Raw genomic sequence first — 26522 nt, forward strand, 5'->3', positions numbered from 1 at the left:
GTTCAAGCTGCCTTGAAACCTTCTCCAGTTCATCTAATAAAATATCTTAATCTGAATGATATTCAGCTGTAAAGCCTAATTTTATTAACTGATCTGCAGTATTTTTATAATTGCATATAACTTTTAAAGAAGACCATTCACGTCGAATTTTATACAAACATTGTTTTCGAACATCATCAAATCCATTAGGCAATAATGAAAAATTTCTAAAAATCGCATCATCATCATATACATTGTAAATCAAATGTACTAAGCTTTTTAATATATTTTGAGTAAGTTGGCCATTTAAGAGAATATAACTAAATGTAGGTGGAGGTAGTATTTGTTCTATCATTATTGTCTGAGGTTTACCTAAAAAATTAGTCCACGCCTCAAAAATTTGAATAGTTCCACGTGTTTTACCTTCTAAAGAATGTCCAGCAATATGTGTTGTAGCAATCTCAATACGATCTAACAAATCTATAGAAAAATTAGGTTCATCTTCCCACACATCTAAAACTACCACTATATCATGACGTATCTGAAGTATTTCTAATAATGCTTTATTATCCACTATGGAACCACGAGAAGTATTAATCAATATAGTATTTTTTTTTAAAGAAAGTAACAATTCTTTATTTATTAAATGTAAACTTTTATATTTACCTTCCTTATATAGAGGAAGATGAAGAGTAATCACATCTGATTGTTTGATTAATTCTTCAAGAGTAAAAAAATTCCCTGGTTCCCCATTATCTGCGCGAGGTGGATCACAAGTAAGTGTTTTTACTCCCCAAGCCATTAAACGCTTTTTTAATTTACTACCGATATTACCTAATCCAATAATTCCTACCGTAAGTAAAGTAAGTTGGAAAGATTTACGTTCGGCTAATAATAGCAATGCAGAGAAAACATATTCTACAACAGCAATAGCATTACAACCAGGAGCTGCAGAAAATGTAATACCAGATTTACGAAGCCATGTTGTATCAATATGATCAATACCTGATGTAGCAGTACCAACAAATTTAATTTTTGTATTTTTTAAAAAATCTTTATTAATTTTAGTAACAGAACGTACCATCAATCCATCAGCTTCATTTATTTCTTTCTCTGATAAATAACGTCCTGGAACAGAGATGACTTTACCAGTACGACTGAATAATTCTAAAGCGTAAGGCATATTATCATCAATAACTATTTTCACAGAATTATTTCCTATTTAGAAAAATAAGATATTTTATGATAGCAGTCTAAATATAGATTATGATATATTTTATATAGTATATTTACGTATGGTAATACTAGCATTAGTCCCTCCAAACCCAAAACTGTTTGACATAACTGTAGTTAGGGTAGTTTCTGTAAATTTAGTAATAATTTTTACATCTTTTATTTTCGGATCAATTTTTTCAATATTAATGCTTGGAGCTATAAAACAATATTTTAACATTAATACAGTGTAAATTACCTCTTGTACTCCTGCTGCACCTAAAGCATGCCCAGTAATCGATTTAGTAGAAGATAAATAAGGTATTTTATCTCCGAATACTTCACGAATTGCATCTATTTCTTTTATGTCACCTATTAATGTAGAAGTACCATGAGTATTTATATAATCAATAGGAGTTTCTATATCCTTAATAGCTATTTTCATGCAACGTGCTACACCTTCGACAGAAGGAACTACCATATCTTGACCATCAGAATTTGCTCCATATCCAACTACTTCAGCGTAAATAGAAGCACCGCGGGCTAAAGCGTTTTCTAATTCTTCTATTACAATGATTCCCCCACCTCCTGCAATAACGAAACCATCTCTGTTAATATCATACGGACGAGATGCTTGCTGAGGAACACCATTATATCTTGTTGATAATACGCGCATTGCATCAAATTCACATGCCATTTCCCAACTTAGTTCTTCACCTCCTCCTGCGAATATAATATCCTGTTTACCTAATTGAATTTGTTCTACAGCATTTCCAATACAATGTGCAGAGGTAGCACATGCCGAACTAATAGAATAATTTAAACCATAAATTTTGAAAAATGTTGCAAGACAAGCAGATACACTAGACGACATTGATTTAGTAACTATATAAGGACCAATAGCTTTTACCCCACGTATACTACGTAGAGCATCAGCAGCAAACACTTGAAAGCGAGGTGATCCACTACCAGAACCAGCTAATAACCCCACCCGCGGATTTCTTTGATAATCTTTCGATGTTAATCTAGCATCTTTTATTGCCTCCATCATAGATAAATAAGCGTAAATAGAAGCATCGCTCATAAAACGTAGATTCTTACGATCTATAAGAGTAGAAATTAAATTGTTAGATAATTTAATATCTCCCCAAATATGACTACGCATACCAGAATCTTGCATTTCTTTAGAAAACGAAATGCCAGATTTTCCTGTACGTAGAGAATTTAATACTTCTTGCTGGTTATTGCCAATACTAGAAACTATTCCTAAGCCAGTAATTACTGCACGTTTCATTTATTCGTTTCTCTTTTAAAAATTGGATAGATATAATTATACTTTAATCAAAGTTATCCAACTTAAACCAAGTGAATTGGTAAAATATCCTTTAATATAATAAGGTATCTTTATTATAAATACTGATTAATCATATCTATTGAGTCAGAACATTGAGCACGATGACGCAATAAATGATCAATAATCACTATAGCTGTCATTGCTTCCGCGATGGGTATAGCACGAATACCTACACAAGGATCATGTCTACCTTTAGTAATAATTTCTACTTCTTCTCCATATTTAGTGATAGTTTTACCGGGTATTGTAATACTAGAAGTAGGTTTCATGGCTAAATTGATTTTAATAATTTGACCGTTACTAATACCACCTAAAATTCCTCCGGCATGATTGCTCGTAAAACCTTTTAGACCCATTTCATCTCTATGTTCACTACCCAATTGACCAATTACAGCAAACCCATCTCCTATTTCTATTCCTTTTACTGCATTAATACTCATTAAAGCATGAGCGAGATCAGCATCAAGACGATCAAAAACGGGCTCTCCTAATCCTGGAGGGACATTTTCTGCTATAATTGTTACTTGTGCTCCTATAGAATTTCCCGATTTTTTTAAATTACGTATTAATCGATCTAATAAATCTATTTTATTAGGATCAGGGCAGAAAAAATTATTTTTTTCTACATTATCCCATCCTTTAAATTCACAAATAATGTCACCCATTGTTGATAGGTAACCACGTATTTTTACATTATGTTTCATATGTAAATATTTTTTTGCTATAGCTCCAACAGCTACACGCATAGTCGTTTCACGAGCAGAAGAACGCCCTCCACCACGGTAATCACGAATTCCATACTTTTTATAGTAAGTATAATCAGCATGACCAGGACGAAATAAATCTTTAATAGCACTATAATCTTGTGAGCGTTGATCAGTATTTTTAATCAACAAACCAATAGGTGTTCCAGTTGTAACACCTTGAAAGACACCAGATAAAATTTTTACTTCATCTGATTCACGTCGTGGAGTAGTATATGGTGACATCCCTGGACGTCTGCGATTAAGATCACTTTGAATATCAGATTCAACTAATGGAATGCCAGGTGGTACACCGTCAACTACACATCCTAACGCTATACCATGAGATTCACCGAAAGTAGTCAATCTGAAAAGTTGACCAATACTATTACCAGCCATTCTAATTCCTTTTACTAGGATAATAAATATATATTAATCATATAATTTTAAATTATTTAAACTATAAATACTTAATAAAATTAGCAATTTGTTTACGATTTAGCATAAAGATTCCTTCTCCACCATTATTTAATGCTAACCAATTAAAAGGTAGCTGAGGATATCGCTTGATAAGATTCATCATATTATTACCTACCTCACAAACTAAAATTCCATTTTCGCTTAAATATGCAGAAACACTATTAATAATCTGAATTACTACTTCTAGTCCCTGACTACCAGCAATAAAACCGATCGCTGGTTCATAACTATATTCTTTTGGTAAATGTTTTAATTCTTCTACATCAACATAAGGTGGATTAGCAATTACTAAATCATATTTATTAGTTAAAGGAAGTTCTTGAAAAAGATTACTACGTATTAGTTTAATACGATGTAATAAACTATGAGCAATAACATTCTGTCTAGCTACATTTAGTGCATCTTGAGAGATATCTACGGCATCTATAGTAGCTTCTGGAAAAAAGTTAGCACAAGATATAGCAATACATCCACTTCCAGTACACATATCTAAAATATTTTGAGGATTATAAGATATTAAACCCAGGAAGCGATTTTCAATTAATTCTGCTATGGGAGAGCGAGGTATTAAAACACGTTCATCAACATAAAATTCATAACCACAAAACCAACTTTTATTAGTGATATAAGCAACAGGTATACGTTCTATAACTCGGCGAACAGCTAATTTAACAATCTGTTGTCGTTCACTAACAGTTAAATTAGCCTTTCGTATCTCTATTGGTATATCAATAGGTAAATAAATAGTAGGAAGAATTAACTGTAAAGCTTCATCCCATGGATTATCTGTGCCATGACCATAATATATATTATTAGAAGAAAAATAACTCACAGTCCAGCGTAACATATCTTGAATCGTATGAAGATCTTTTTGTATCTCCGATAATAAAGGGTTTTTCACTTCGTCAATTCTCTATCATTAGATGATTATATCAGTAATTAGGTATTGATTGTATCGTGGCACTTTCAATTATTTTAATAATCTACCCGCCTTTTACTATGATGATTTCAAAAAATTCAATTTGTTATTTTATAATAGGTACCATATATTATTTGTTATATTATAACAATACGCATATTGTATATAATACAAATTAAATGTATATTCATGAGAAATATATAATGCATTAAATATTGATACTTTATCATATCAAAATGCATGTATTATACCTAAATATTATCAGTCCTCTTAGTTAAATGGATATAACAAGCCTCTCCTAAGGGCTAATTGTAGGTTCAATTCCTACAGAGGACATATTTTGTTTACAGCAAAAATTAAAATAATTTAACTACATATTTTCTAACCATTTTATTATATAAGTAATCTATTTTGTAGATTCATAAAATATTAATAAACAATATAAACTCTAAAAATCTAAATGATTATCGAAAATATTTCTTCTAAACAGAAGAAATTTATTGGTTAAAATAAGGTTAAATCATGCTTAAAAAAAAGGATATTAATCCTATTAAATCATATAAATTTAAAGAATTACCAGAACCAATTTTTAAATATTTACATAAAGATATATCGATAAATACAGTCAATGAATCCGTTTGTCTTCTCAGCACAAATACACAAGGTTGGCCTCATACGGCTCAATTAAGCTTAGGAGAAATTTATGCTAGCGATCAGAAAACTATTAAAATTGCTCTCTGGTCAAATTCTAATAATAAAAAAAATATTGAGTATAACAATAAATTATCTTTAGTATTAGCATGGAATAAAGGTATTGTAGAAATACAAGGATTAGCAAAATTACTTGCTGAAAAATCTCTCTGTAAACTAACAATATTTGAAATAAAACTTATTAGCATAATACATTACTGTTCCAATTATGCTAATGTCATCAGTGGTATTAGTTTTATTGTCCATGATCCCCAAAATGTAAATTTTCGTTGGAAAAAACAACGCCAATTACTTGTAAATATTAATGAGAAATATAATTGAATACTATTTATTAATGAATGGAGTAATATCAACATATTGGAACTGGGCTCTTTGAAACTTATCTTTTATTTGAAATGGCACGGTGCAATCAAAAATTGATTTATTAGTTATTCCTTTCGTAGATATTCCAGAGTTATATTCTGGCATTTGGGATGGATCTAAAATATGGCCACTCACACCTGGAATATTAATAAGATCATAGTTACCTTGAAAACGTGTAGTCATGGCCCAAAGAATATCATCGCTGTCATAAATATCTACATCTTCATCTACTAAAATAATGTTTTTTAATTCAGAATAAATTCCAAAAGCTAATAAAGCTGCCTGTCTAACTCGTCCATCATCTAAAGCGGTTTTTTTATTACATTTTAAAATAACAAGTAATTTACCTCCACCCGAACTATGAGCATATACTTCACTGATAAAACCCGGCATAGCTTTATTTAATGCATTAAATATACTGGCTTCAGTAGGTAAACCTACTAAGTTGACATGTTCTTCTCCAGGACCTACAATAGTTTGTAGAATAGGATTCTGACGAGTCGTAATAGCAGTCACCTTAATAATAGGTAAGGAAGGATTAGCGTTACCACTATATCCTAAAAATTCTGGCATAGAGTAACCCGTCTGCGTATTATAATCTTCTTGTAAATATCGTCCTGGTTCAATGAATCCCTCTATAACAATTTCTGCTGAACCAATACATTTAGCGTCTACAGTTAATGCCTTAACTAATTTTATAGGTTTTTGTCTAATGCTACCTGCTATAGCTAACTCATTAAAACCCAAAGGAGTAATAGGAGCTTCAAAACAAGATCCTATGTAAATAGCAGGATCTAAACCTATATTGATAGTAATTGAAAGTTTTTTACCTTTTGATTCGGCTCGTTGGCGAAAAACATCAATATGCCTACCTGGTGCAAAAAATATAGTTAATTCATCCTTGTTTTGCACACATAAACGATGAATAGTGACATCCATTCCTAACGTTGGATCTTCAGCTAATACCAGTCCCATACAAAAATAAGGTCCGGCATCATTGGTCGTATTAGTAATAGCTGGCAAGATAGTGCGTATATCGAAATTTTTATTTTTAGCTAACCAAATAACCTCTTGACACAATGCTGATGCCGGTCCAGCTAATTTAGGACTAATTGGATGTAATATAGCTTGATTAATTAAGTAAGTAAGTTGTTTTGGATCACTACCTAGTAACCATCCGACTCTATTACGGCTTGCTAATAGTCCTACTAAAATCCGAATTTTATTATATCCTTTAATATTATTAAATAACATTGCTGGTCCTATTTTTGTAGGCCTTTGTACTGTACCACCAGCTCCAACAAGTTTATAAATACCTGCTAATTCACAATTAGGATTAACTTCATGATGGGTTTCAACGTATTGTCCAGGAATTTTTTGTAAGAATTCTATAGCAGAGCGTAGATCATTTATTTCTGTTTTTTGCCGATTATACATTTTTATATATCCTCGATCCTTTAAAGTAGATGCATATAATTAATGTACTAACAGTAATTTTCCACTTAAAACTTTGATTCTATAATACGCATTATACCTAATTGAAGAATTATAATATTGCTTATAACGTTTAATATAATAAATAAAATAATGAAATGAATTGTAATAGGTATGAAACAAATATAGAAGTTTAATGAAATATGTTTTGATTGAGATAGAAAATAGATAGGTAATGTTTAAATCAGTTAGGGGATAAAAAAATATTAAAGAATATATCCTAATTCTTGACGTAAATATGCACCTGCTCCTAGTAAACCAGGTTGATCGTGAGTAATCATATAAACTGGAATATCTAATAAGTATTCTTTGAAGCGACCTTTATCTTCAAAGGCGGCTCGGAAACCAGATGACTTAAAAAAATCTAAAAAACGTGGAACGATTCCACCAGCTATATAAACACCACCAAATGTACCAAGGTTCAGTGCTAAATTTCCCCCGAAACGTCCCATTAAGATGCAAAAAAGCGAAAGAGCTTGGCGACAATCATTACATTTATATCTTAATGCACGTTCAGAAACGTCTTTTGGTGTTAAATATTCTGGTCTACGATGGTTGGATTTCACTATGGCACGATAGAGATTAACTAATCCAGTTCCAGATAATACACGTTCCGCTGAAACATGACCTAATTCATCTCGTAATACTTCTAAAATTTTACTTTCCTCTTGACTATTTGGTGCAAAATCTACATGACCACCCTCTCCTGGAAGACTTATCCAAAATTTATCTACATGAACAAGATGACTGACGCCTAATCCAGTACCTGCACCGTAAACTGCAATAGGCTTATATCTTTCTGCTTCTTTTCCTCCAAATTGGAATATATCATTTTTACCCAACATGGGAATAGACATAGAAACAGCTGTAAAATCGTTGATAATTTCTAGTTTATTGAATTTTAAGTTTTTTTTAAGTTTCTTTTTGGAAAAAGCCCAATCATGATTAGTCATTTCTACCAAATCACTAGTTATTGGACAGGCAATAGCAATACAGCCATATTTAATATATGGTTTTTGTTTACTCAAATAATCGTAAATAACTTGTTCAAGACTATCATATTTCAATGTTGAGAATGTTTCTACCTGTGTAATTTTACCACTTTTTACTTCACACATAGCGAGACGGGCATTTGTCCCGCCTACGTCACCCACCAAGGCATACTTGATCATTCTTAATAGTGCTCCACAGGGTCTCGAATATTTTAAGAATCTATATAAAAATTATCGTGAGTAAACAACCACATCTATTTACAAAATTAATTATATAAATTTTAAATACAATAACATGACTGAGATCCTGATAATCTTATGGTAATAAATAATTTATAATATAAGTATTAATAGCAAAATAGCAAATAATATTACTCGCAAAGCTATAATGGTTATAGTGTAAACTGAATATTTAATTATAACTATATGTATGATTTATCACTTAAAATTAATTTTTATAGTCATAAAATCTATAAGATTGATCATTATTAATATGTAATAACAGCTAAAGAAATAGTAAAGTTTATACTGTATGTGCTAATATATTATTACAAATATACATTTGATATTTTTGTAATTGTTTGAATTATATGAAATAAAGCTCATAATTAATAAACAATAAAATCTCGCTTATAAAGTTGTATTGTATACATTATTATATACTACCCTAAATTGGCATATAAATATGTATAATTACCGAATGACTAAAATATATTTACTTCACCTATAAGTAAATATATCTTAAGTAAGACTACTGTTACTATAATGATGAATCCAATATTTATACTAATACGGGAATTAACTAGTTTTTCTCCCATAATCAAAGGATTACTGGTAAAACAAAGTAAAGGAATGAGAGCTAATGTAATACTAAAGCTCAGCAACATTTGACTAAAGACTAAAATAAGTTGGATTACAACCCACTGAAATCAATATTGAAGGTAGCAAATAATACGACGACGTAACCATAGTGGCCTTGCATTACTACCTGTCCTGCTAAAGTAGCTACAACAGTGGAGGAAATACCTGCCGCTATTAAGCTCAATGCAAAAACTACTGCAGCCGAACGTCCTAAAAGTGGATGTAAAGTAGTTCAATTCGGCTACTTTAGTATGTCCTGTAAAATGAAATGCTGCTGCCATAGCTATCATGGCTACATTTACAAATCCGGCTCTTGTCATTGCTATAACTACATCAACTTTTGTAGAAGCATAACGTTGTTCTAAAGTTGCCCGAGAATTAATTTGCTTGTGTTAGTGCTGAATGTAAATAAATAACATGCGGCATAATTGTAGCTCCTACGATACCAGCAGCTAAAAAAACCGCATCAAAAGTAGGAAATGAAAACAATACCATGCCTTTAATTATATCTATACTTTTTGGATGTGCCCACATTAACTCCAGTATGTAACATACCGCAACTATCACTATCTCTAATCGCTGCTCTCCATGATTTTGTAGCATTAAAATTAAAAAAGGAACTAATCCGGTAATTAGATCTCCTTGAAGTAGTGAAATACCAAATAACATTTTGAAACCCAATGCTGATCCAATAAATTCTGCTACTATATCGGTTGCCATCGCAATAATTTCTGCTTGTATCCAGTAAAACCAAACAATAGGACTAGGAAATCTATTTCTAATATGTTCGGCTAGATTCTTACACGTAGCAATGCCTAATTTAGCAGACATTAATTGAATTGACATTGCAATAAGATTTGACAAAAGAGCTACCCATAATAGTTTATAGCCATAAACTGCAAACTGCACCAGCTGGAATATTAGTAGAAAAATTTCAGGGATCTATATAACCAATAGCTGCTACAAAAGCTGGACCAAGTAAAAGCATATTAATTTTTCTAGATTCTGTATGAATTTTTTCAGTATTATTATCTGACATAATGAAATTACCTAATGATATTAATCCTATATATGTTGTATTTCTTTTAAAAAACAGTATATAATTTCAATAATTGATATACAATTGTATTGTGGAGCTAAGCGGATTTGAACCGCTGACCTCTTACATGCCATGTAAGAACTCTACCACTGAGCTATAGCCCCGTATATATTATTACATAATTAGCAAGTCAGAAATTAATAAGTTCTGACTAGGTATGTAATATATTAAAAGATTAATCAATTATCCTATTTTTATTTTTTATAAAAAACAAAGCTTTTTTAATACGATATATAGAACGATCTTTCCCAATTGCTTCTATAGTAATATTTAGAGAAGGTGAATTACTCTTTCCTGTAACTGCAACGCGTAATGGCATGGAAACCTTATTTATATCTAAATTTAATTTATTTGCAGTGTTGTAAATAGTCAGTTTAATATTTTCTGCATTCCATTGCTTGAGAGTGCCCAAACCACGGGATATCATATTTAGCGACTCTATCGATACAGGAATCAGATACTTAGCAGCTGCATCAGAATCAAATGTTTCAAATTCTTCATAAAAATAACGTCCTGATATTACTATTTCTTTTAAAGTTTTGCAATGTTTCCTTAATAACAGTACTAATTTAACTAAATTTGGGCCAGTACAAATATTAATTTTTTCTTTGGTAAGATGCCACTGTAACTGTTTAGCTACATATTCAACTGGTAGATTGTTGATATAATGATGATTTAACCAAAGTAATTTTTTTAAATTGAATGTACTAGATGATTTATTAATTTTATTTAAAGTAAAAAGATCAAGCATATCTTTCATACTAAAAATTTCTTTATTACCATGTGACCAACCTAATCGAATTAAATAATTAAGTAATGCTTCCGGTAAAAAACCATCTTCATGAAACTGCATGACACTTACAGCTCCATGGCGTTTAGATAATTTTTTACTATCTTCTCCTAAAATTAAGGAAAGATGGGCGTACTGTGGTACAGTAGCACCTAGCGCCTTAAAAATATTGATTTGACGGGGTGTATTATTAATATGATCTTCTCCACGGATTATATGAGTAATACCCATATCCCAGTCATCTACTACAACACAAAAATTGTAAGTAGGAGATCCATCAGTACGCCTAATGATTAGATCATCTAACTCTTCGTTTTTAAATTCTATTGGACCGCGGATATGGTCGTGAAAAATAACAGATCCACTTAATGGATTAAGAAAACGTACTACATAAGGGGTATTAGCATCTAAACAACTAATATTATTAGTGCGACAATATCTATCATAACGGGGTTTTTCTCCACGTTTGATTTGTATATCTCTAATATGATCTAATCTCTGTTTAGCACAATAACACTTATAAGCTTTTCCTAATTTTAACATTTTATTAATTACATCATTATAGCGATCAAAGCGCTGACTTTGAAAATATGGACCTTCATCCCAATTGAGTTTAAGCCACTTCATACTATCTATAATTGCTTTAATTGCTTCAGGTGTGGAACGTTCTAAATCGGTATCTTCAATACGTAATACAAAGCTACCTTTATTATGTTTAGCATATAACCAAGAATAAAGAGCAGTACGAGCTCCCCCTATATGTAAATAACCACTTGGACTAGGAGCAAATCTTGTTTTAACCTTCATGATATTATCCTATCTAATAATTAATTTTTATTTATAAGATGAAAATTTATTTTATATTAAACAATAACATTAATTAAACAGGACAATAAAATTTGTACTAAAAAAGTATTGACTCAATATAAAGTTTTAATAAAATGAATTTATATACAGTAAATGATTAATTTACAGAAATTTTTTCTAAAAAATCTTAAAGATGTATTTAAAATATTTTATTTTATGCTATAATTTGATTTTGTGTAATGTAGATACATTAGCGGGTGATTAGCTCAGTTGGTAGAGCATCTCCCTTACAAGGAGAGGGTCGACGGTTCGAATCCGTCATCACCCACCACTTGAAGGGTCGTTAGCTCAGTTGGTAGAGCAGTTGACTTTTAATCAATTGGTCGCAGGTTCAATTCCTGCACGACCCACCAAATATATCTTAATAAAGATTATAATCTAGTTTGATTGTATGTAGCCTATCAGTGAGTTCTTTAACTTAAAGAGCTATTAAATTTTAGCAATACTGCAGTTCTATTATCAATAGAATAACATATAATTCTCTGCAGTATAATAAAGTTATTAATGAGCATATTATAATATTAATTTTTAAATGGATGGTGAAATGAGCTTATTAAGATTTGAATCAACTATGATAAAACTCTTTTTTACTATCTTGTTAGCAACTTTATTTCCGGCAAAAGGCCATTTTGTTGTTTTTTTAAACTTTTTAACAGCTATTACTATCTCACTGTTGTTTTTCATGCATGGTTCCAGATTATCCAGAAAAAAACTTATTTTAGGCAGCAGCAATTGGCAATTACATTTATGTATATTACTAAGCACATTTTTATTATTTCCAATCTTGGGATTATTGTTAGGTTGGTGGCATCCTCTTAATATTCCAGCAGAAATATATACAGGATTTATCTATTTATGTATTTTACCAGCCACTGTACAATCTGCTATTGCATTTACTTCTATGGCTGGTGGTAATGTAGCTGCTGCTATCTGTAGCGCTTCTGCTTCTAGTTTCCTAGGTATATTTCTTTCTCCATTCTTGCTTAATTTAGTAATTAATATAGAATATGGTTCCTCGAATAAAATAGAACAAATCACTAAAATTATGTTGCATTTGTTACTGCCATTTATATTAGGTCACCTATTAAGACGTTGGACTAGCGGATGGATTGAAAAACACGATTATATTATTAATGAAATGGATAAATATTCCATACTGTTAGTTGTTTATTCAGCTATAAGCGAAGCGATAGGAAATAGTATTTGGAATAAATTGGGTTTTCAAGCTATGTTATCGATTATCACAGGATGTATGTTATTACTTTCTATTGTATTATTAATTAATCTTCTAGTAGCGCGTTTACTGAGATTAGATAAACAAGATGAAATTGTTGTTTTATTTTGTGGTTCTAAAAAAAGCTTAGCCAATGGACTTCCTATGGCCCATCTTCTTTTTCCCGGCTCTATTAGAGGAATGATACTACTACCGTTAATGATATTTCATCAAATTCAACTTTTAGTTTGTTCTATTATTGTCCAAATCTATAAAAATAGATAGCATTATAATGCTTTAAAGTCTATGTCATACTGCAGCAAAAATTTAAAAACTTCTGTTTCATCTATCATCTTAATACCCAGTTTTTGAGCTTGTTGAATTTTGTTATAACTCGGGTTTTTCCCATAAATCAATAAATCAGATTTTTTAGAAATATTATTATTTATTTTTGCTCCTAACAAAATAATACGATATTTAAGTTCTTTACGTTGTATTTTAATAAAAGATCCAGTTAATACAATAGTTTTTTTAAAAATTAAATTATTAATCTTATTTATTTTTGAAAAATTAACAGTAGGCCAATATACTCCAGCTTCTTGTATTAATTGATCAATGACCATTCTGTTGTTCTTTTCATGCATAAAATTATATATATATTTAGCAGATATATTTCCAATATTTTTTATTGCAGACAGTTCATTAAAAGTAGCATCCATAATATTTTTTAATGAGCCAAAATGATTAGTTAAATTATTTGCTGTAGCTTCTCCAACTTCTCTAATCCCTAATGCATAAATAAAACGCGCTAATGTCGTTTTTTTTGATTTTTCAATAGAATTGATTAATTTTTTTGCCAATTTATTACTAATCCTGTCTATAGTAATTAAATTAGCAATAGTTAATTGAAAAAAATCGAAGGATGTTTTTAAAAAGTTTTTTTGTATAAGAGCATCTATGATTTTATCTCCTAAACCCTCAATGTTCATTGCTGATCGAGAAGCAAAATGTTTAAGCATCTCTTTTCTTTGTGATTTACAAATTAAGCTACCAGTACAACGAGAGATAGATTTACCTTCAATGCGCTCTACAGTTGAACCACAAATAGGACAGTGCTCAGGAAATAAAATGTTATTTCTATTGATAGTTTTATAGTTTTTAAGTACACTGATAATTTTAGGAATAACATCGCCACTACGCCTGATGACTACTTTATCACCTATAGATAACCCTAATCTTTTTATTTCATTTTCATTATGTAAATTTACATTGCTAATTGTTACTCCTGCTATCTTAACAGGTTTCAGTCTAGCAACAGGTGTTATCACTCCAGTACGACCTATTTGAAAATCTACCTTAAGCACAGTAGATATTTCTTCTTGTGCTGGAAATTTGAAAGCAATAGCCCAGCGTGGGGCTCGGATTGAGTAGCCGATTTGATTTTGCAGCTCTATGGAATCAACTTTGATTACTATGCCATCAATATCAAACCCTAAATTAATACGTTCTTGTTTAATCTTATCATAAAAAGAAAAAACTTCTTCGATATTATTAACTACACTAATATTCTCATGAATGGGTAATCCCCATGATTTAAACAGTTGTAGTTGTTTCCAATGACTATTGGGTAATTTACTATATCCTTCTATAAATCCCGCACTATAACAAAAGAAATTTAATGGTCTTTTAGCTGCAACAGATGGATCAAGTTGACGTAGGCTACCAGCAGCAGCATTGCGAGGATTAGTAAATATTTTACCACCTATTTTATTAGCTTCAGAATTAATTTTTTTCAATCCATCCTGCATCATGATAATTTCACCACGGATGTCTAATAACCTAGGTAGGTTATTTCCTTGAAGATAAATTGGTATCGCACGAATAGTTCGTACATTTTTTGTAATATCTTCACCATAATTTCCATCTCCACGAGTTGCAGCACGAACTAATACACCATTTTCATAAATTATACTGACTGCCAATCCATCGAATTTCATTTCACAACAAAATTTTATAATACTATTACTTTTTTGAAAAAATTTTTGTATCCTTGTATTAAATTTTTTATAATCTTCTTTATTAAAGACGTTATCTAAAGAGAGCATAGGAATGCTGTGTGTTACTTGTTTAAAAAGCATAACAGGTTTATCACCTATACGTTGTGTAGGTGAGTCAGGATGAATTAGTTGTGGATATTGTTTTTCTAACTCATGCAGTTCTAATAATAAGCTGTCGTATTTAGCATCAGATATTTTTGGAGCATCCATTACATAATAAAGATGTGCATGGTAGCGTAAAATAAAACGCAGTTTATTTACTCTTTTTTTTATATATTCCATAATATTTTACAGATAAAAAAATTATTTAGAGAAATCTGTTATAACCGTTACGGTGTTTTTTTATTATTAATACAATAATTTTATATATCTAATTAAATGATAACTAATTTAAATTTGATGATATATCAATCAAAAAATATTAATAGAATATCTTAAATAAGATATACAAAATATAAACTTTATTTAGAGGGCTTAAATAATGAGTAATATATATACTGATAATTCTTTAACAATTGGTAATACTCCGTTAGTACGTCTTAACAAGATAGGAAATGGTAATATTTTAGCAAAAATTGAATCGCGTAATCCTAGTTTCAGTGTAAAATGTCGCATAGGAGCTAATATGATTTGGGATGCCGAGAAACGTGGTATTATCCATGCCAATCGAGACTTAGAATTAATAGAACCCACTAGCGGTAATACTGGAATAGCATTAGCTTATGTAGCTGCTGCTCGTCAATATAAATTAACTCTCATCATGCCAGATACCATGTCTATGGAACGTCGATCTCTACTCCAAGCATTGGGCGCGAAATTAGAATTGACAGATGGTAAAATGGGTATGAAAGGAGCTATAGATAGAGCAGAAATGATTGTTAATAATAATCCTAAATATTATGTGCTTTTACAACAATTCAGTAATCCAGCTAATCCTGAAATACATGAACTAACAACTGGTCCAGAAATATGGAAGGATACTGATGGGCAGATTGATATTTTTATTGCCGGGGTTGGAACAGGAGGTACTTTAACAGGAGTGAGTCACTATATCAAAAATACTAAAAATAAAAAAGATCTGATTAGTGTAGCAGTAGAGCCTACTGATTCTCCTGTTATTAGTCAAGCTTTATCCGGTAAAAAGATTAAAGCAGGTCAGCATAAAATTCAAGGTATTGGTGCTGGATTTATTCCTGCTAATTTAAATCTTAATTTAGTAGATCAAGTAATTACCATTACTAATGAAGAAGCAATAACAACAGCTCATTGTTTAATGAAAAAAGAAGGCATTCTAGCTGGAATTTCTTCAGGAGCTGCGGTAGCCGCTGCTTTAAAAATACAACAAACAAAAAAATTTTCCAACAAAACCATAGTAGTTATCTTACCTTCTTCTGCAGAACGTTATTTAAGCTCTATACTTTTTAAAAGTTAATAAGATTACATGTGACAGACATTATCCTTATTAAGGATTATTATCAAATATTTTTAATAAACATTATAGATATTAATGCATAAAAGAGGATATTTTTATTAAAATAATTGCAGGAAATATGATATTTAAAAGAAATATGAATGCTCTAGTAAGCTATTTTAAAAGAGAGAAATACTCTTATCATTTGTTATGTTATAAATATAAAAGGAAAATTTAATGAATTTCGATAAGATACCAGCTGGTTTAAATTTACCCAAAGATATCTATGTAATCATTGAGATTGGAGCTCATTCTACTCCGGTGAAATATGAAATAAATAAAGAATCTGGCCATTTATTTGTAGATCGTTTTATGTCGACTACTCTTTGTTATCCATGCAATTATGGTTATATAAATAATACCTTATCTTTAGATGGAGATCCAGTCGATGTTTTGGTACCTACCCCACATCCTTTATACTCAGGATCTGTAATACGTTGTCGACCAGTTGGAATGCTAAAAATGACTGATGAATCAGGTAAAGATGTAAAAATAGTTGCTGTACCTCATAATAAGGTTTCAGAAACATATAAATATGTCAAAAATATCACTGATTTACCAGAATTACTACTGAATCAAATTAACCATTTTTTTCAACACTATAAGGACTTAGAAAATAATAAGTGGACGAAAATAGATAGTTGGGCTGATATTAAATCAGCTGAGCTGGAAATTATCAATTCATTTCAACGTGCTCAAGAAAATAGTTAATTAACTAAGAAATGAAGGATATTCAATTGCTCATTAATGGACAAAGACATTAAACATGTTTATGTCTTTCCCAAATAGCATGACCTTAATTAGTTAAATATAACAATCAAAAATTATGCTTTAATAAAATTTATTATATGTTGACAAAATAATGTAGGGTGAGAAAGAAAAGGTGCATGTGCTGCTTTCTGCATTATAATTGATTTGCTATTAGGATACATTTCATCCAATAACCGTGATATGCTTCGTGGTACTAATCCATCAAGAGCGCCGTATATCCTTAGAAAAGGACAAGACACTTGAAGGAGTGCATTTCGTAAGTCGGTATTGCATAAAATATTTAAACTATTTTCCAGTGCTGATAATCGTGGTATGGAACACGATAATATAACTTTATTAAAAGTATGAATATCTTTTATAGCAGTTTGACTACCTATAGTTTGTAATATAAAGAAACGTTCTAGAGTACGATAAAAATTTTTGTTAAGCTGTTTTTTTATCTCAATTAATGTTTGCATTTTAATGCCAGGCCAGTGTACTTTTTTGATAAAGCACGGTGAAGATGCTACAGTAATGAGTCCTTTTATTTTGTGTGGTTGTGTTATAGCTAAATAACTAGCCACTAAACCACCTAAAGACCAACCTAAAACGAAGCTATCTTCAGGAATTATAGGAACTAAAAATTGTGACATTTCTCTCAAAAGAGTTGCTTCATATCTTTGATTATAACCAAAACCAGGTAAATCTATAAGATACACACGAAAATAAGGATTTAACCAGGATAATATGGTATCCCATATTTTTGCATTTAATCCCCATCCATGCAATAATACTAGATTAATAGTACCGTGTCCACACGTATGGTAATAAAATGGTTTCATAAATATTTTCCAAAATTATTTTTTACATATTTAACTTTTTTAAAATGTTTTATTATATTTTTATAAACTATATATAGTTTATAAGTATATATTTTAAATAAAGAGAGAGATTACATGATCAGCATTAGTGCAGTTGCTCAAGAGCATTTTATAAAATTACTAGCAAATCAAGAGAAAGGTACTCAAATTAGAGTATTTATTATTAATCCAGGTACTATTCATGCTGAGTGTGGGGTTTCTTACTGTCCTTTAGATACAATAGAACAAACTGATATTGAAATCAAATTCAACAATTTTTGCGTTTATATAGATAAATCTAGTGTTCCTTATTTAAAAGGAGCAGAAATAGATTTATCAATAGATAATCTTGGCTCTCAATTAACCTTAAAAGCTCCGAATGCTAAAATAGCTAAACTAGCAGATGATGATAATGCTCCATTAATTGATCGTATGAGATATTTAATAAATACCAAGATTAATCCTCAGCTAGCAAATCATGGTGGTTATGTAAATATAGTAGAAATAACAAATGAAAATTATGTTATTTTAGAATTTAGCGGAGGATGTAATGGATGTTCTATGATTAATGTAACCTTGAAACAAGGAATTGAAAAAGAATTAATTAAATATTTTCCGGAAATAAAAGGAGTATGTGATGTAACTAAACATCAATATGGTCAACATTCTTATTATTAAAATAACTGTTTGAGATATGTCTTTTCTTAAAAAGAAGTTATCAACAGCTTATATATTATACTGCTACCTCAGCGAAAATAGGAGGATATGGATTATATCCTATAATTTTAAAATCTTTAAAATTATAATTAAATAATGAATCTGATTTATGATTAATAATCAATTTTGGTAATGAGCGTGGTTTCCTTGCTAACTGTATATGTGCTTGTTCAATATGATTATTATACAGATGGATATCTCCACCTGTCCATATAAAATTACCAACTTTTAGGTTACATTGTTGAGCTATAATATGCATTAGAAGCGCATAACTAGCAATATTAAAAGGTAATCCTAAAAATATATCGCACGAACGTTGGTATAATTGACAAGAAAGTTTACCAGCTGATATATAGAATTGAAAAAGAATGTGACATGGAGGAAGAGCCATTTGGCTTAGTTCTCCAACATTCCAAGAAGATACAATCATTCTACGAGAATCAGGATCATATTTTATTTGTTCTAATACCTGACTAATTTGATCAACTATTCGTCCATTTACTGTTTGCCAACTGCGCCACTGTTTTCCATATATTGGTCCTAAGTTGCCATCATTATCGGCCCATTTGTTCCATATATTAACTTTGTTTCTTTTTAAAAAGTTAATATTTGTATCACCTTGTAACATCCAGAGTAATTCATAAATAATCGAACGTACATGACATTTTTTTGTAGTTACTAATGGAAAACCCTTTTGAAGATCAAAAATCATTTGTGCACCAAAAATAGAAATAGTACCAACGCCGGTACGATCATTTTTTTTTGCACCTTTCTCTAATACCTTTTTCATTAATTTTAAATATTGTTTCATATTTTATAACACTCATGATAATGATATGACCATATTACTATAATTACACCACTTATAATCATAGGAATAGAAAGAATTTGGCCCATGCTGATAATTTTATGAAAAAGACCTAGCTGGGGATCAGGTTGTCGAAAGAATTCTAAGATAATACGAAATAAACCATAACTAATTAAAAACACTCCGGAAGTACTCCCCCTAGGTCTAGGTTTACAAATAAATATCTTAATAATGATAAAAAGCAACACACCTTCCAACATTAATTCATAAATTTGCGAGGGATGACGTGGTAGTACACTATATATATTTAACATTTTTTGATATTCAGGATGTATTTTAACAAAATTTAGATCTTCATTGTATGAATTATGAAATAGCATTGCCCAAGGAATATTAGGAGCAACACGGCCATATAATTCACCATTAATAAAATTACCTAAACGACCTGCCCCCAAACCAAACGGAACAAGAGGGGCGATAAAATCAGATATTTTCAAAAAATCACGGTTAGTACTATATGAAAAACAAAATACAATAAAAATTACTCCTATTAATCCACCATGAAATGACATTCCTCCATTCCATATTTTAAACATAAATAATGGATCTTTAATAAAAAGATCAAATCTATAGATCAATACATATCCAATACGACCACCTACAATTGCAGCGATGAAAGATAAACATAATAAATTTTGTACCTCATCTTCTTTCCAATCACTATGTGGTTTTCTGACATACCGTAATGCTAACCATTTGGCAAATATAAAACCTATGACATACATCAATCCATACCAATGGAACGAAAGCGGACCAATAGATAAAAATATAGGATTAATTTTTGGCAAAGTAATATAATTAATCATGTTTAACTATTATTTTTACTAAAAATATATACTGTATGCAAAATATGCTCTATGTATTTATCTAACTACTATATAAATCGGCATAAGATGTCGATAAATATTACAACATATAAAAACCACGTTACGGATAAAGTACATCATACATTTACAACTATTAAATTCTTAAACAGTAACAAATTGGCTGCTAAATACTCTGAGCAATTTATATCATAAACTCCTATCTATTCAAACAATTATAGATACATTATTCTTCAAAAATTGAAATGGTAAGCATTATTAATAATTAGCTTATCCTAAACTTGCATTCAATAATTTATTTTTTAATTTTCATAATATAAAGTCATATTAGTTAAAATATTAATACTATATTAAAATTTTAATATAAAATTAAATTTATGAGTAAACCTTTTAATTTGCATAATCCGCCAATAGATGAAAAAACTTTGCTATTAAGAGCTCAGAAGTTAGCAGGATGCACTATTCAAGAGTTAGCCTTAAAGGCAGGTATTACGGTACCTATAAACTTAAAAAATAATAAGGGATGGGTTGGTATCCTAATAGAATTGAATTTAGGAGCGTATGGTAATAATAGAGCCATTCAAGATTTTCCTCATCTTGGCATTGAACTGAAAACTATTCCTATAAATAGTGAAGGATATCCACTAGAAAGTACTTTTATATGTATGGCCTCTCTAAGAGGCAATATTGGAATCACTTGGAATAATAGTTATGTCTACCACAAATTAACAAGAGTGCTCTGGATTCCAGTAGAAGGAAAACAAAATATTCCGCTTAATATAAGACGTGTTGGTGCACCTGTACTTTGGAGCCCTAATGCCCATGAAGAACATTTATTACGACAAGATTGGGAGGAATTAATAGATATGATTGCACTGGGGGAAATTGAAAATATTACATCAAGTTATGGAGAATATATGCAATTGCGTTCTAAAAGCGCTAACAAGCAGATATTTACAGAAGCAATTGGCAATAATGGTCAAATTATACTAACGACACCGCGCGCTTTCTACCTTAAAAAAAAATTTACCAGTTCTTTGTTGGCACGTTATTTTTTATTATAATGTTTCAACCAGATCTATCATAAATTGTTTAATTTTAATTAACTTTGAGAGTCAAAATGTTTACTTGGACTGCCCTGTATAATGTCTGGTTCGCACTTGGAACACTTACTGTTTTAGAAATAGTTCTTGGTATTGATAATATAATCTTCCTCTCTTTAGTAGTGTCTAAATTACCTTATAATATGCAAAACAGAGCACGATTACTAGGTATAATAATGGCAATGATCATGCGTGTCATGCTTCTTATGTGTGTCACTTTTATAGGACGTATGACTCATCCCATATTTCACTTATTTCATCATGAGTTTTCTATACGTGATTTATTTCTTTTTAACGGAGGTTTTTTTCTTGTATGGAAATCTAGCCGAGAAATTTATGAAACTATTAAAGATAGAACAATTTCTACAAATGATAATTATCAACCATCTTTTATTTATGTTATTATACAAATAATGTTTTTAGACATTATTTTTAGTCTGGATTCTGTCATAACCGCTGTAGGTCTTTCTAATAATCTTCATATTATGATATGTGCGATTCTTATCTCAGTATTTTTTATGTTATATGCGGCTAAAATTATAGGAGAGTTCATTGAAAAACATCCATCAATAAAAATATTAGCTTTAACTTTCTTAAATTTAGTAGGTTGGATGTTAGTTTTAGAAAGTGAAAGGATATTTATTGTTAAAAGTTATATCTATTTTGCTATGTTATTTTCTATTATAGTTGAAATTCTAAATTGGTTACGTACTAATAATATCTATTAATCCTTATTTAAAGGAATAATTAATATATTATTGCACAATATAAATAGTATTTATTATGTATTAACAAGGAAAAAACATTGATTGATTATACACGTGAAAAAACTAGTGATATAGATTTAAACAATCATACACCTATGATACAACAATATCTATCTATTAAATCTAGTTATCCGGAAATTTTGTTATTTTATCGCATGGGAGATTTTTATGAATTGTTTTATGAAGATGCAAAAAAAGTTTCCGAATTATTAGATATTGCTCTTACTACACGTGGTAATTCAGCAGGCAATCCTATTCCTATGGCTGGTATACCTTACCATGCTCTTGATAATTATTTAAATAAATTAATGCAATTAGGAGAATCTGTTGCAATTTGTGAACAAATTGGAGAGACTTCAAAATGTCGTAGTTTAGTGGAACGCAAAGTTGTGCGTATTGTTACTCCGGGTACTATTACTGATGAATCTTTGTTACCAGAAAGAAAAGATAATTTAATTGCTGCCATTATAATGAATTCCTCGGGATATGGTTATGCAACTTTAGATATAGGTTCTGGAAATTTTATTATTAGTGAGTTCAACAAAATCGACATTATGGATTCGGAAATTCAACGTACTAATCCTGCAGAATTGCTATATCCAGAAGATTTTGAAGAATTAAAATTAATTAAACATCTGCCCGTAATACGCAGACGTCCGGTGTGGGAATTTGATTTGGATACTGCTTGTCAACAGCTTAATCTACATTTTGGTACTCGAGATTTAAAAGGATTCGGAGTAGAAGATGCTAATCTTGCTATACGTGCAGCGGGTTGTTTGATTCAATATGTAAAAGATACACAAAAAACTTCTTTACCTCATATTAATTCGATACATATAGAGCATCAGAAAGATATTGTAATTATAGATGCAGCGACCAGAAGAAATTTAGAAATAACACAAAATTTTTCAGGAACTTCTGAAAATACTTTGGTATCTGTGATAGATAAGACAGTGACTCCCATGGGAAGTCGCATGTTAAAAAGATGGCTAAATATGCCCTTACGTAATAACTTGAAAATTAAGAAACGTCAGGAAGCTGTACTAGAGTTGAAAGAAATAAGTATAGAAGAAGTAAAAAGTTTATTACGACCAGTAGGTGATTTAGAACGGATATTAGCTCGTTTAGCACTATATACTGCTCGTCCAAGAGATTTGTCAGGTATGCGCAATGCCTTAAGACAGTTGCCTAAATTAAAACTAGCCTTAGTAAAAGTACAATCTCCTTTAATAATAGGACTTATGAGACAATTAGGAGAATTCAGTGAACTGAGCAAACTCTTAGAAAAAGCTATAATTGAAACACCTCCACTTCTAATACGTGATGGTGCAGTTATTGCTACAGGATATAGCTCTGAATTAGATAAATTAAGATCTTTATCAGAAGGAACTAATGAATATTTATCTTTATTGGAAATAAATGAACGTAAAAAACTAGGAACAGATTCATTGAAGGTTGGTTTCAATAGAGTACATGGATACTATATTCAAATTAACAGTAATCACAGTCATTTAGTTCCTATCCATTATATCCGTAGTCAAACACTAAAAAATGTTCAACGTTATATTACTCCTGAATTAAAAAAATATGAAAATTCCATGATGACAGCCAGAGCTAGATCATTATTATTAGAAAAAAAACTATATAATGAAATATTAGAATTTATCATACCTTATTTAAAATCGCTTCAATCTTGCTCAGCATCATTATCAGAGATTGATGTATTAAGTAATTTGGCTGAACGTGCATATACTTTGAATTATTGTCGTCCTATCTTAAAAGAAGATCCATGTATTAAAATTATAAATGGTAGACATCCAGTTGTTGAACAGGTAATCAAAGAACCATTCATTGCCAATTCCCTAGAGCTTTCTCCAAACAGACGCATGATTATTATCACTGGTCCTAATATGGGAGGTAAAAGCACATATATGAGACAAGCAGCTTTGATTGTATTACTAGCTTGTGTTGGTAGCTATGTTCCAGCGGAAAAGATGAATATTGGTCCTTTAGATAGAATATTTACACGTATTGGTGCTGCTGATGATTTAGCTTTAGGACGTTCTACATTTATGATAGAAATGATAGAGACAGCTAATATTATGCACAACGCTACGGCAAATAGTTTAGTATTAATTGATGAAATTGGTCGCGGCACTTCAACTTATGATGGTTTATCGCTAGCTTGGTCTTGTGTAGAAAAATTAGCAAAAAGTATTAAAGCAATGACTCTATTTTCAACTCATTATTTTGAATTAACTAAATTAACAAAGACCATAGAAGGAGTCTTTAATATTCATTTTAATGTAATAGAATATGAAAATAATATTATATTTATGCATAAGATACAAGAAGGAGCTAGCAATAAGAGTTATGGATTAGCAGTTGCAGCTTTAGCTGGAATACCTAAGGAAATTATTAAGAATGCTTCAGAAAAGCTGAGACAATTAGAGTATGCATCCGATATAACTAAAGATACCTATCACAATAAGTGTATAGCAAATAATCAATTAACTAATAAAAATTCAATAATACAGAAACTCTCAGACATAAATCCTGATTTGATCTCTCCTTATCAAGCATTAAAGTTGATTTATGATTTAAAATCATTAATATAAATTTCTACTTATCGTTTTTAATAGCCCATAAGCGTACTTATGGGCCTATTATTTATTAATGAAGATTATTCCTATTCCAGGAATAAAGCATCAATATTTAATTTTTCTTCTTCTAAGATTTCACGTAATTGATGTAATCCTTCAACCTGAATTTGACGGACCCTTTCACGAGTCAAACCGATTTCATGACCTACATCTTCTAATGTAGCTGCTTCATAACCTAAAAGACCGAACCGACGAGCTAGTACTTCTCGTTGCTTAGGATTTAACTGTAATAACCATTTGACAATATTTTGTTGAATATCCTCATTCAATATAGTATTTTCTGGACCAGAATCGTTTTCGTCTGCTAAAATATCTAGTAATCGTTTTTCTGATTCGTTACCTAAAGGTATATCTATAGAAGTCATGCTTTCATTAAGACGTAGCAGATCGCTAATAGTTTTAGGTGGTTTATCTAATTCTTCAGATATTTCTTCTGGGCTTGCTGCATGATCTAATTTATGAGATAATTTACGTGCAACACTTAAATAAATATTTAATTCTTTTACTCTATGAATAGGCAGACGAATTGTTCTAGTTTGGTTCATAATAGCACGTTCAATAGTTTGACGAATCCACCATGTTGCATAAGTTGAAAAACGAAAACCACGTTCTGGATCAAACTTTTCAACTGCTCGAATCAACCCTAAGTTGCCTTCTTCAATAAGATCTAATAAAGCTAAACCACGATTACTATAACGACGAGCAATGTTAACAACCAGCCTTAAGTTGCTTTCTATCATACGACGACGAGAAATAATATCACCGTTTAAAGCACGACGAGCAAAAACCACTTCTTCTTCTGCAGTTAATAGTGGTGAAGAACCAATTTCTCCAAGATAAAGCTGAGTAGTATCTAAAACTCGTTTATTCATATTTTGAGAGGATAAAATCTCTTCTATATGATCATCAAGATCACAACATTCGTTGTCACTCCGTGAGTTATTTACATAGTGTAGTGTCATCAATTACCTCAACTACATTTCTGTCAAAAACATTATAATCTGAAAAATTATTCATTTTAAGAATATTATGACTCATAAGCTGCTCCTCTGATCCCACTAAACAGAAAATAGGGTTCTACCAGCTTATCGTTGCGTGCATATCCCCCCCCATGATAACTATTTTCATATAATATAACTGAGCCAGTAGCGGTGATGCTTTACTTATTTACTATATTTAGTACAAAATTTAAAGATCATAATGACTGTATTAAGTAAGCTATTACTCAATACTGAGTAGATGTTCGGAATTATTAATAACTTTCATGTTATGAGTTAATTGTATTATCAAATAAGTTATTTATTATTCTTTATCAATAAAAAATTGACCACACTACAGTGTATATATTCATATAGCTATGAGCCA

Annotated in this window: 19 protein-coding genes, 4 tRNA genes and 2 pseudogenes; 11 read left to right on the forward strand and 14 right to left on the reverse strand. The window is 30.5% G+C overall.

The genetic code is table 11. From position 1 onward, the window contains the following. Positions 1-46: 46 nt before the first annotated feature. From ICMP_RS00485 to prmB, 4 genes are all read right to left on the reverse strand, one after another. Positions 47-1186 (reverse strand): 4-phosphoerythronate dehydrogenase, encoded by a 1140-nt coding sequence (locus ICMP_RS00485; RefSeq protein ID WP_041068734.1) that lies wholly within the window; start codon positions 1184-1186, stop codon positions 47-49. A 69-nt stretch (positions 1187-1255) separates the two neighbouring features. Next, positions 1256-2485 carry a beta-ketoacyl-ACP synthase I gene (gene fabB / locus ICMP_RS00490; RefSeq protein ID WP_041068738.1) on the reverse strand — a complete coding sequence of 410 codons (1230 nt, stop codon included), beginning with the start codon at positions 2483-2485 and terminating at the stop codon, positions 1256-1258. A 113-nt stretch (positions 2486-2598) separates the two neighbouring features. Then, on the reverse strand, positions 2599-3687 hold the full coding sequence (aroC, locus tag ICMP_RS00495) for a chorismate synthase (protein WP_041068740.1): 1089 nt from the start codon (positions 3685-3687) through the stop codon (positions 2599-2601). Between the two features lie 61 nt (positions 3688-3748). Continuing rightward, a complete protein-coding gene (gene prmB, locus ICMP_RS00500; RefSeq protein WP_269446732.1) occupies positions 3749-4669 on the reverse strand; it encodes a 50S ribosomal protein L3 N(5)-glutamine methyltransferase in 921 nt (306 codons plus the stop codon). A gap of 282 nt (positions 4670-4951) precedes the next feature. Between prmB and ICMP_RS00505 the strand changes: the two genes are divergently transcribed. Both ICMP_RS00505 and ICMP_RS00510 read left to right on the forward strand, forming a co-directional pair. Then, positions 4952-5023 (forward strand) — tRNA-Arg (locus ICMP_RS00505). 186 nt (positions 5024-5209) lie between these two features. Continuing rightward, positions 5210-5719 carry a PNPOx family protein gene (locus tag ICMP_RS00510; RefSeq protein WP_041068746.1) on the forward strand — a complete coding sequence of 170 codons (510 nt, stop codon included), beginning with the start codon at positions 5210-5212 and terminating at the stop codon, positions 5717-5719. 3 nt (positions 5720-5722) lie between these two features. On the opposite strand, the gene ICMP_RS00515 is transcribed toward ICMP_RS00510, so the two are convergent. From ICMP_RS00515 to gltX, 5 genes and pseudogenes are all read right to left on the reverse strand, one after another. Further along, a complete protein-coding gene (locus tag ICMP_RS00515; RefSeq protein ID WP_041068748.1) occupies positions 5723-7198 on the reverse strand; it encodes a UbiD family decarboxylase in 1476 nt (491 codons plus the stop codon). A 263-nt stretch (positions 7199-7461) separates the two neighbouring features. Beyond that, positions 7462-8427: a glucokinase gene (gene glk, locus ICMP_RS00520; protein WP_041068751.1), complete on the reverse strand. Its 966-nt coding sequence runs from the start codon at positions 8425-8427 to the stop codon at positions 7462-7464. 524 nt (positions 8428-8951) lie between these two features. Then, positions 8952-10150: pseudogene (locus ICMP_RS00525) on the reverse strand (Nramp family divalent metal transporter). 89 nt (positions 10151-10239) lie between these two features. Next, positions 10240-10311 (reverse strand) — tRNA-Ala (locus ICMP_RS00530). Between the two features lie 71 nt (positions 10312-10382). Further along, positions 10383-11804 (reverse strand): glutamate--tRNA ligase, encoded by a 1422-nt coding sequence (gene gltX, locus ICMP_RS00535; protein ID WP_041068755.1) that lies wholly within the window; start codon positions 11802-11804, stop codon positions 10383-10385. 255 nt (positions 11805-12059) lie between these two features. On the opposite strand from gltX, the gene ICMP_RS00540 reads away from it, so the two are divergent. From ICMP_RS00540 to ICMP_RS00550, 3 genes are all read left to right on the forward strand, one after another. Continuing rightward, positions 12060-12135, forward strand: a tRNA-Val gene (locus ICMP_RS00540). 6 nt (positions 12136-12141) lie between these two features. Further along, positions 12142-12217: transfer RNA gene (locus tag ICMP_RS00545), tRNA-Lys, on the forward strand. Between the two features lie 191 nt (positions 12218-12408). After that, positions 12409-13362, forward strand: a complete 954-nt coding sequence (locus ICMP_RS00550; RefSeq protein ID WP_052456848.1) for a bile acid:sodium symporter family protein — start codon at positions 12409-12411, stop codon at positions 13360-13362. Positions 13363-13364: 2 nt separating this feature from the next. On the opposite strand, the gene ligA is transcribed toward ICMP_RS00550, so the two are convergent. Then, complete coding sequence (gene ligA, locus ICMP_RS00555) at positions 13365-15416, reverse strand: NAD-dependent DNA ligase LigA (protein ID WP_041068758.1); 2052 nt, start codon at positions 15414-15416, stop codon at positions 13365-13367. A 199-nt stretch (positions 15417-15615) separates the two neighbouring features. Between ligA and cysK the strand changes: the two genes are divergently transcribed. Together cysK and ppa are read left to right on the forward strand one after the other, a co-directional pair. Further along, entirely contained in the window at positions 15616-16566 is a 951-nt protein-coding gene (gene cysK / locus ICMP_RS00560) for a cysteine synthase A (RefSeq protein ID WP_041068761.1), read from the forward strand. A gap of 216 nt (positions 16567-16782) precedes the next feature. Further along, entirely contained in the window at positions 16783-17316 is a 534-nt protein-coding gene (gene ppa / locus ICMP_RS00565) for an inorganic diphosphatase (protein WP_041068764.1), read from the forward strand. Between the two features lie 113 nt (positions 17317-17429). On the opposite strand, the gene bioH is transcribed toward ppa, so the two are convergent. Continuing rightward, on the reverse strand, positions 17430-18197 hold the full coding sequence (bioH, locus tag ICMP_RS00570) for a pimeloyl-ACP methyl ester esterase BioH (protein WP_041068766.1): 768 nt from the start codon (positions 18195-18197) through the stop codon (positions 17430-17432). 114 nt (positions 18198-18311) lie between these two features. Between bioH and nfuA the strand changes: the two genes are divergently transcribed. Further along, entirely contained in the window at positions 18312-18893 is a 582-nt protein-coding gene (gene nfuA / locus ICMP_RS00575; protein WP_041068769.1) for a Fe-S biogenesis protein NfuA, read from the forward strand. Between the two features lie 55 nt (positions 18894-18948). Here nfuA and thyA read toward each other — a convergent pair whose 3' ends face one another. Next, entirely contained in the window at positions 18949-19743 is a 795-nt protein-coding gene (gene thyA / locus ICMP_RS00580; RefSeq protein WP_041068772.1) for a thymidylate synthase, read from the reverse strand. Beyond that, positions 19740-20606 (reverse strand): prolipoprotein diacylglyceryl transferase, encoded by an 867-nt coding sequence (gene lgt, locus ICMP_RS00585; RefSeq protein ID WP_041068775.1) that lies wholly within the window; start codon positions 20604-20606, stop codon positions 19740-19742. The genes thyA and lgt overlap by 4 nt, the downstream gene beginning before the upstream one ends. A gap of 395 nt (positions 20607-21001) precedes the next feature. Here lgt and mutH point away from each other — a divergent pair, with 395 nt between their 5' ends. The 3 genes from mutH (at position 21002) to mutS (ending at position 25112) form a co-directional block, all read left to right on the forward strand. After that, positions 21002-21688 carry a DNA mismatch repair endonuclease MutH gene (mutH, locus tag ICMP_RS00590; protein WP_041068778.1) on the forward strand — a complete coding sequence of 229 codons (687 nt, stop codon included), beginning with the start codon at positions 21002-21004 and terminating at the stop codon, positions 21686-21688. Between the two features lie 56 nt (positions 21689-21744). Continuing rightward, positions 21745-22455 carry a TerC family protein gene (locus ICMP_RS00595; protein ID WP_041068781.1) on the forward strand — a complete coding sequence of 237 codons (711 nt, stop codon included), beginning with the start codon at positions 21745-21747 and terminating at the stop codon, positions 22453-22455. Positions 22456-22589: 134 nt separating this feature from the next. Continuing rightward, on the forward strand, positions 22590-25112 hold the full coding sequence (mutS, locus tag ICMP_RS00600; RefSeq protein WP_173401953.1) for a DNA mismatch repair protein MutS: 2523 nt from the start codon (positions 22590-22592) through the stop codon (positions 25110-25112). Positions 25113-25183: 71 nt separating this feature from the next. On the opposite strand, the pseudogene rpoS reads toward mutS, so the two are convergent. Continuing rightward, a pseudogene (gene rpoS / locus ICMP_RS00605) lies at positions 25184-26195 on the reverse strand (RNA polymerase sigma factor RpoS). Between the last annotated feature and the right edge of the window lie 327 nt (positions 26196-26522).

Source organism: Candidatus Ishikawaella capsulata Mpkobe, from assembly GCF_000828515.1.
GTDB classification, from domain to species: domain Bacteria; phylum Pseudomonadota; class Gammaproteobacteria; order Enterobacterales; family Enterobacteriaceae; genus Ishikawella; species Ishikawella capsulata.

What these genes read in the sequence shown, in the direction of transcription:
- fabB (WP_041068738.1), bottom strand. Translation starts at nt 2,485, where the DNA reads ATGAAACGTGCAGTAATTACTGGCTTAGGAATAGTTTCTAGTATTGGC.
- aroC (WP_041068740.1), bottom strand. Translation starts at nt 3,687, where the DNA reads ATGGCTGGTAATAGTATTGGTCAACTTTTCAGATTGACTACTTTCGGT.
- ICMP_RS00510 (WP_041068746.1), top strand. Translation starts at nt 5,210, where the DNA reads ATGCTTAAAAAAAAGGATATTAATCCTATTAAATCATATAAATTTAAA.
- ICMP_RS00515 (WP_041068748.1), bottom strand. Translation starts at nt 7,198, where the DNA reads ATGTATAATCGGCAAAAAACAGAAATAAATGATCTACGCTCTGCTATA.
- glk (WP_041068751.1), bottom strand. Translation starts at nt 8,427, where the DNA reads ATGATCAAGTATGCCTTGGTGGGTGACGTAGGCGGGACAAATGCCCGT.
- gltX (WP_041068755.1), bottom strand. Translation starts at nt 11,804, where the DNA reads ATGAAGGTTAAAACAAGATTTGCTCCTAGTCCAAGTGGTTATTTACAT.
- ICMP_RS00550 (WP_052456848.1), top strand. Translation starts at nt 12,409, where the DNA reads ATGAGCTTATTAAGATTTGAATCAACTATGATAAAACTCTTTTTTACT.
- ligA (WP_041068758.1), bottom strand. Translation starts at nt 15,416, where the DNA reads ATGGAATATATAAAAAAAAGAGTAAATAAACTGCGTTTTATTTTACGC.
- cysK (WP_041068761.1), top strand. Translation starts at nt 15,616, where the DNA reads ATGAGTAATATATATACTGATAATTCTTTAACAATTGGTAATACTCCG.
- ppa (WP_041068764.1), top strand. Translation starts at nt 16,783, where the DNA reads ATGAATTTCGATAAGATACCAGCTGGTTTAAATTTACCCAAAGATATC.
- bioH (WP_041068766.1), bottom strand. Translation starts at nt 18,197, where the DNA reads ATGAAACCATTTTATTACCATACGTGTGGACACGGTACTATTAATCTA.
- nfuA (WP_041068769.1), top strand. Translation starts at nt 18,312, where the DNA reads ATGATCAGCATTAGTGCAGTTGCTCAAGAGCATTTTATAAAATTACTA.
- thyA (WP_041068772.1), bottom strand. Translation starts at nt 19,743, where the DNA reads ATGAAACAATATTTAAAATTAATGAAAAAGGTATTAGAGAAAGGTGCA.
- lgt (WP_041068775.1), bottom strand. Translation starts at nt 20,606, where the DNA reads ATGATTAATTATATTACTTTGCCAAAAATTAATCCTATATTTTTATCT.
- mutH (WP_041068778.1), top strand. Translation starts at nt 21,002, where the DNA reads ATGAGTAAACCTTTTAATTTGCATAATCCGCCAATAGATGAAAAAACT.
- ICMP_RS00595 (WP_041068781.1), top strand. Translation starts at nt 21,745, where the DNA reads ATGTTTACTTGGACTGCCCTGTATAATGTCTGGTTCGCACTTGGAACA.
- mutS (WP_173401953.1), top strand. Translation starts at nt 22,590, where the DNA reads ATGATACAACAATATCTATCTATTAAATCTAGTTATCCGGAAATTTTG.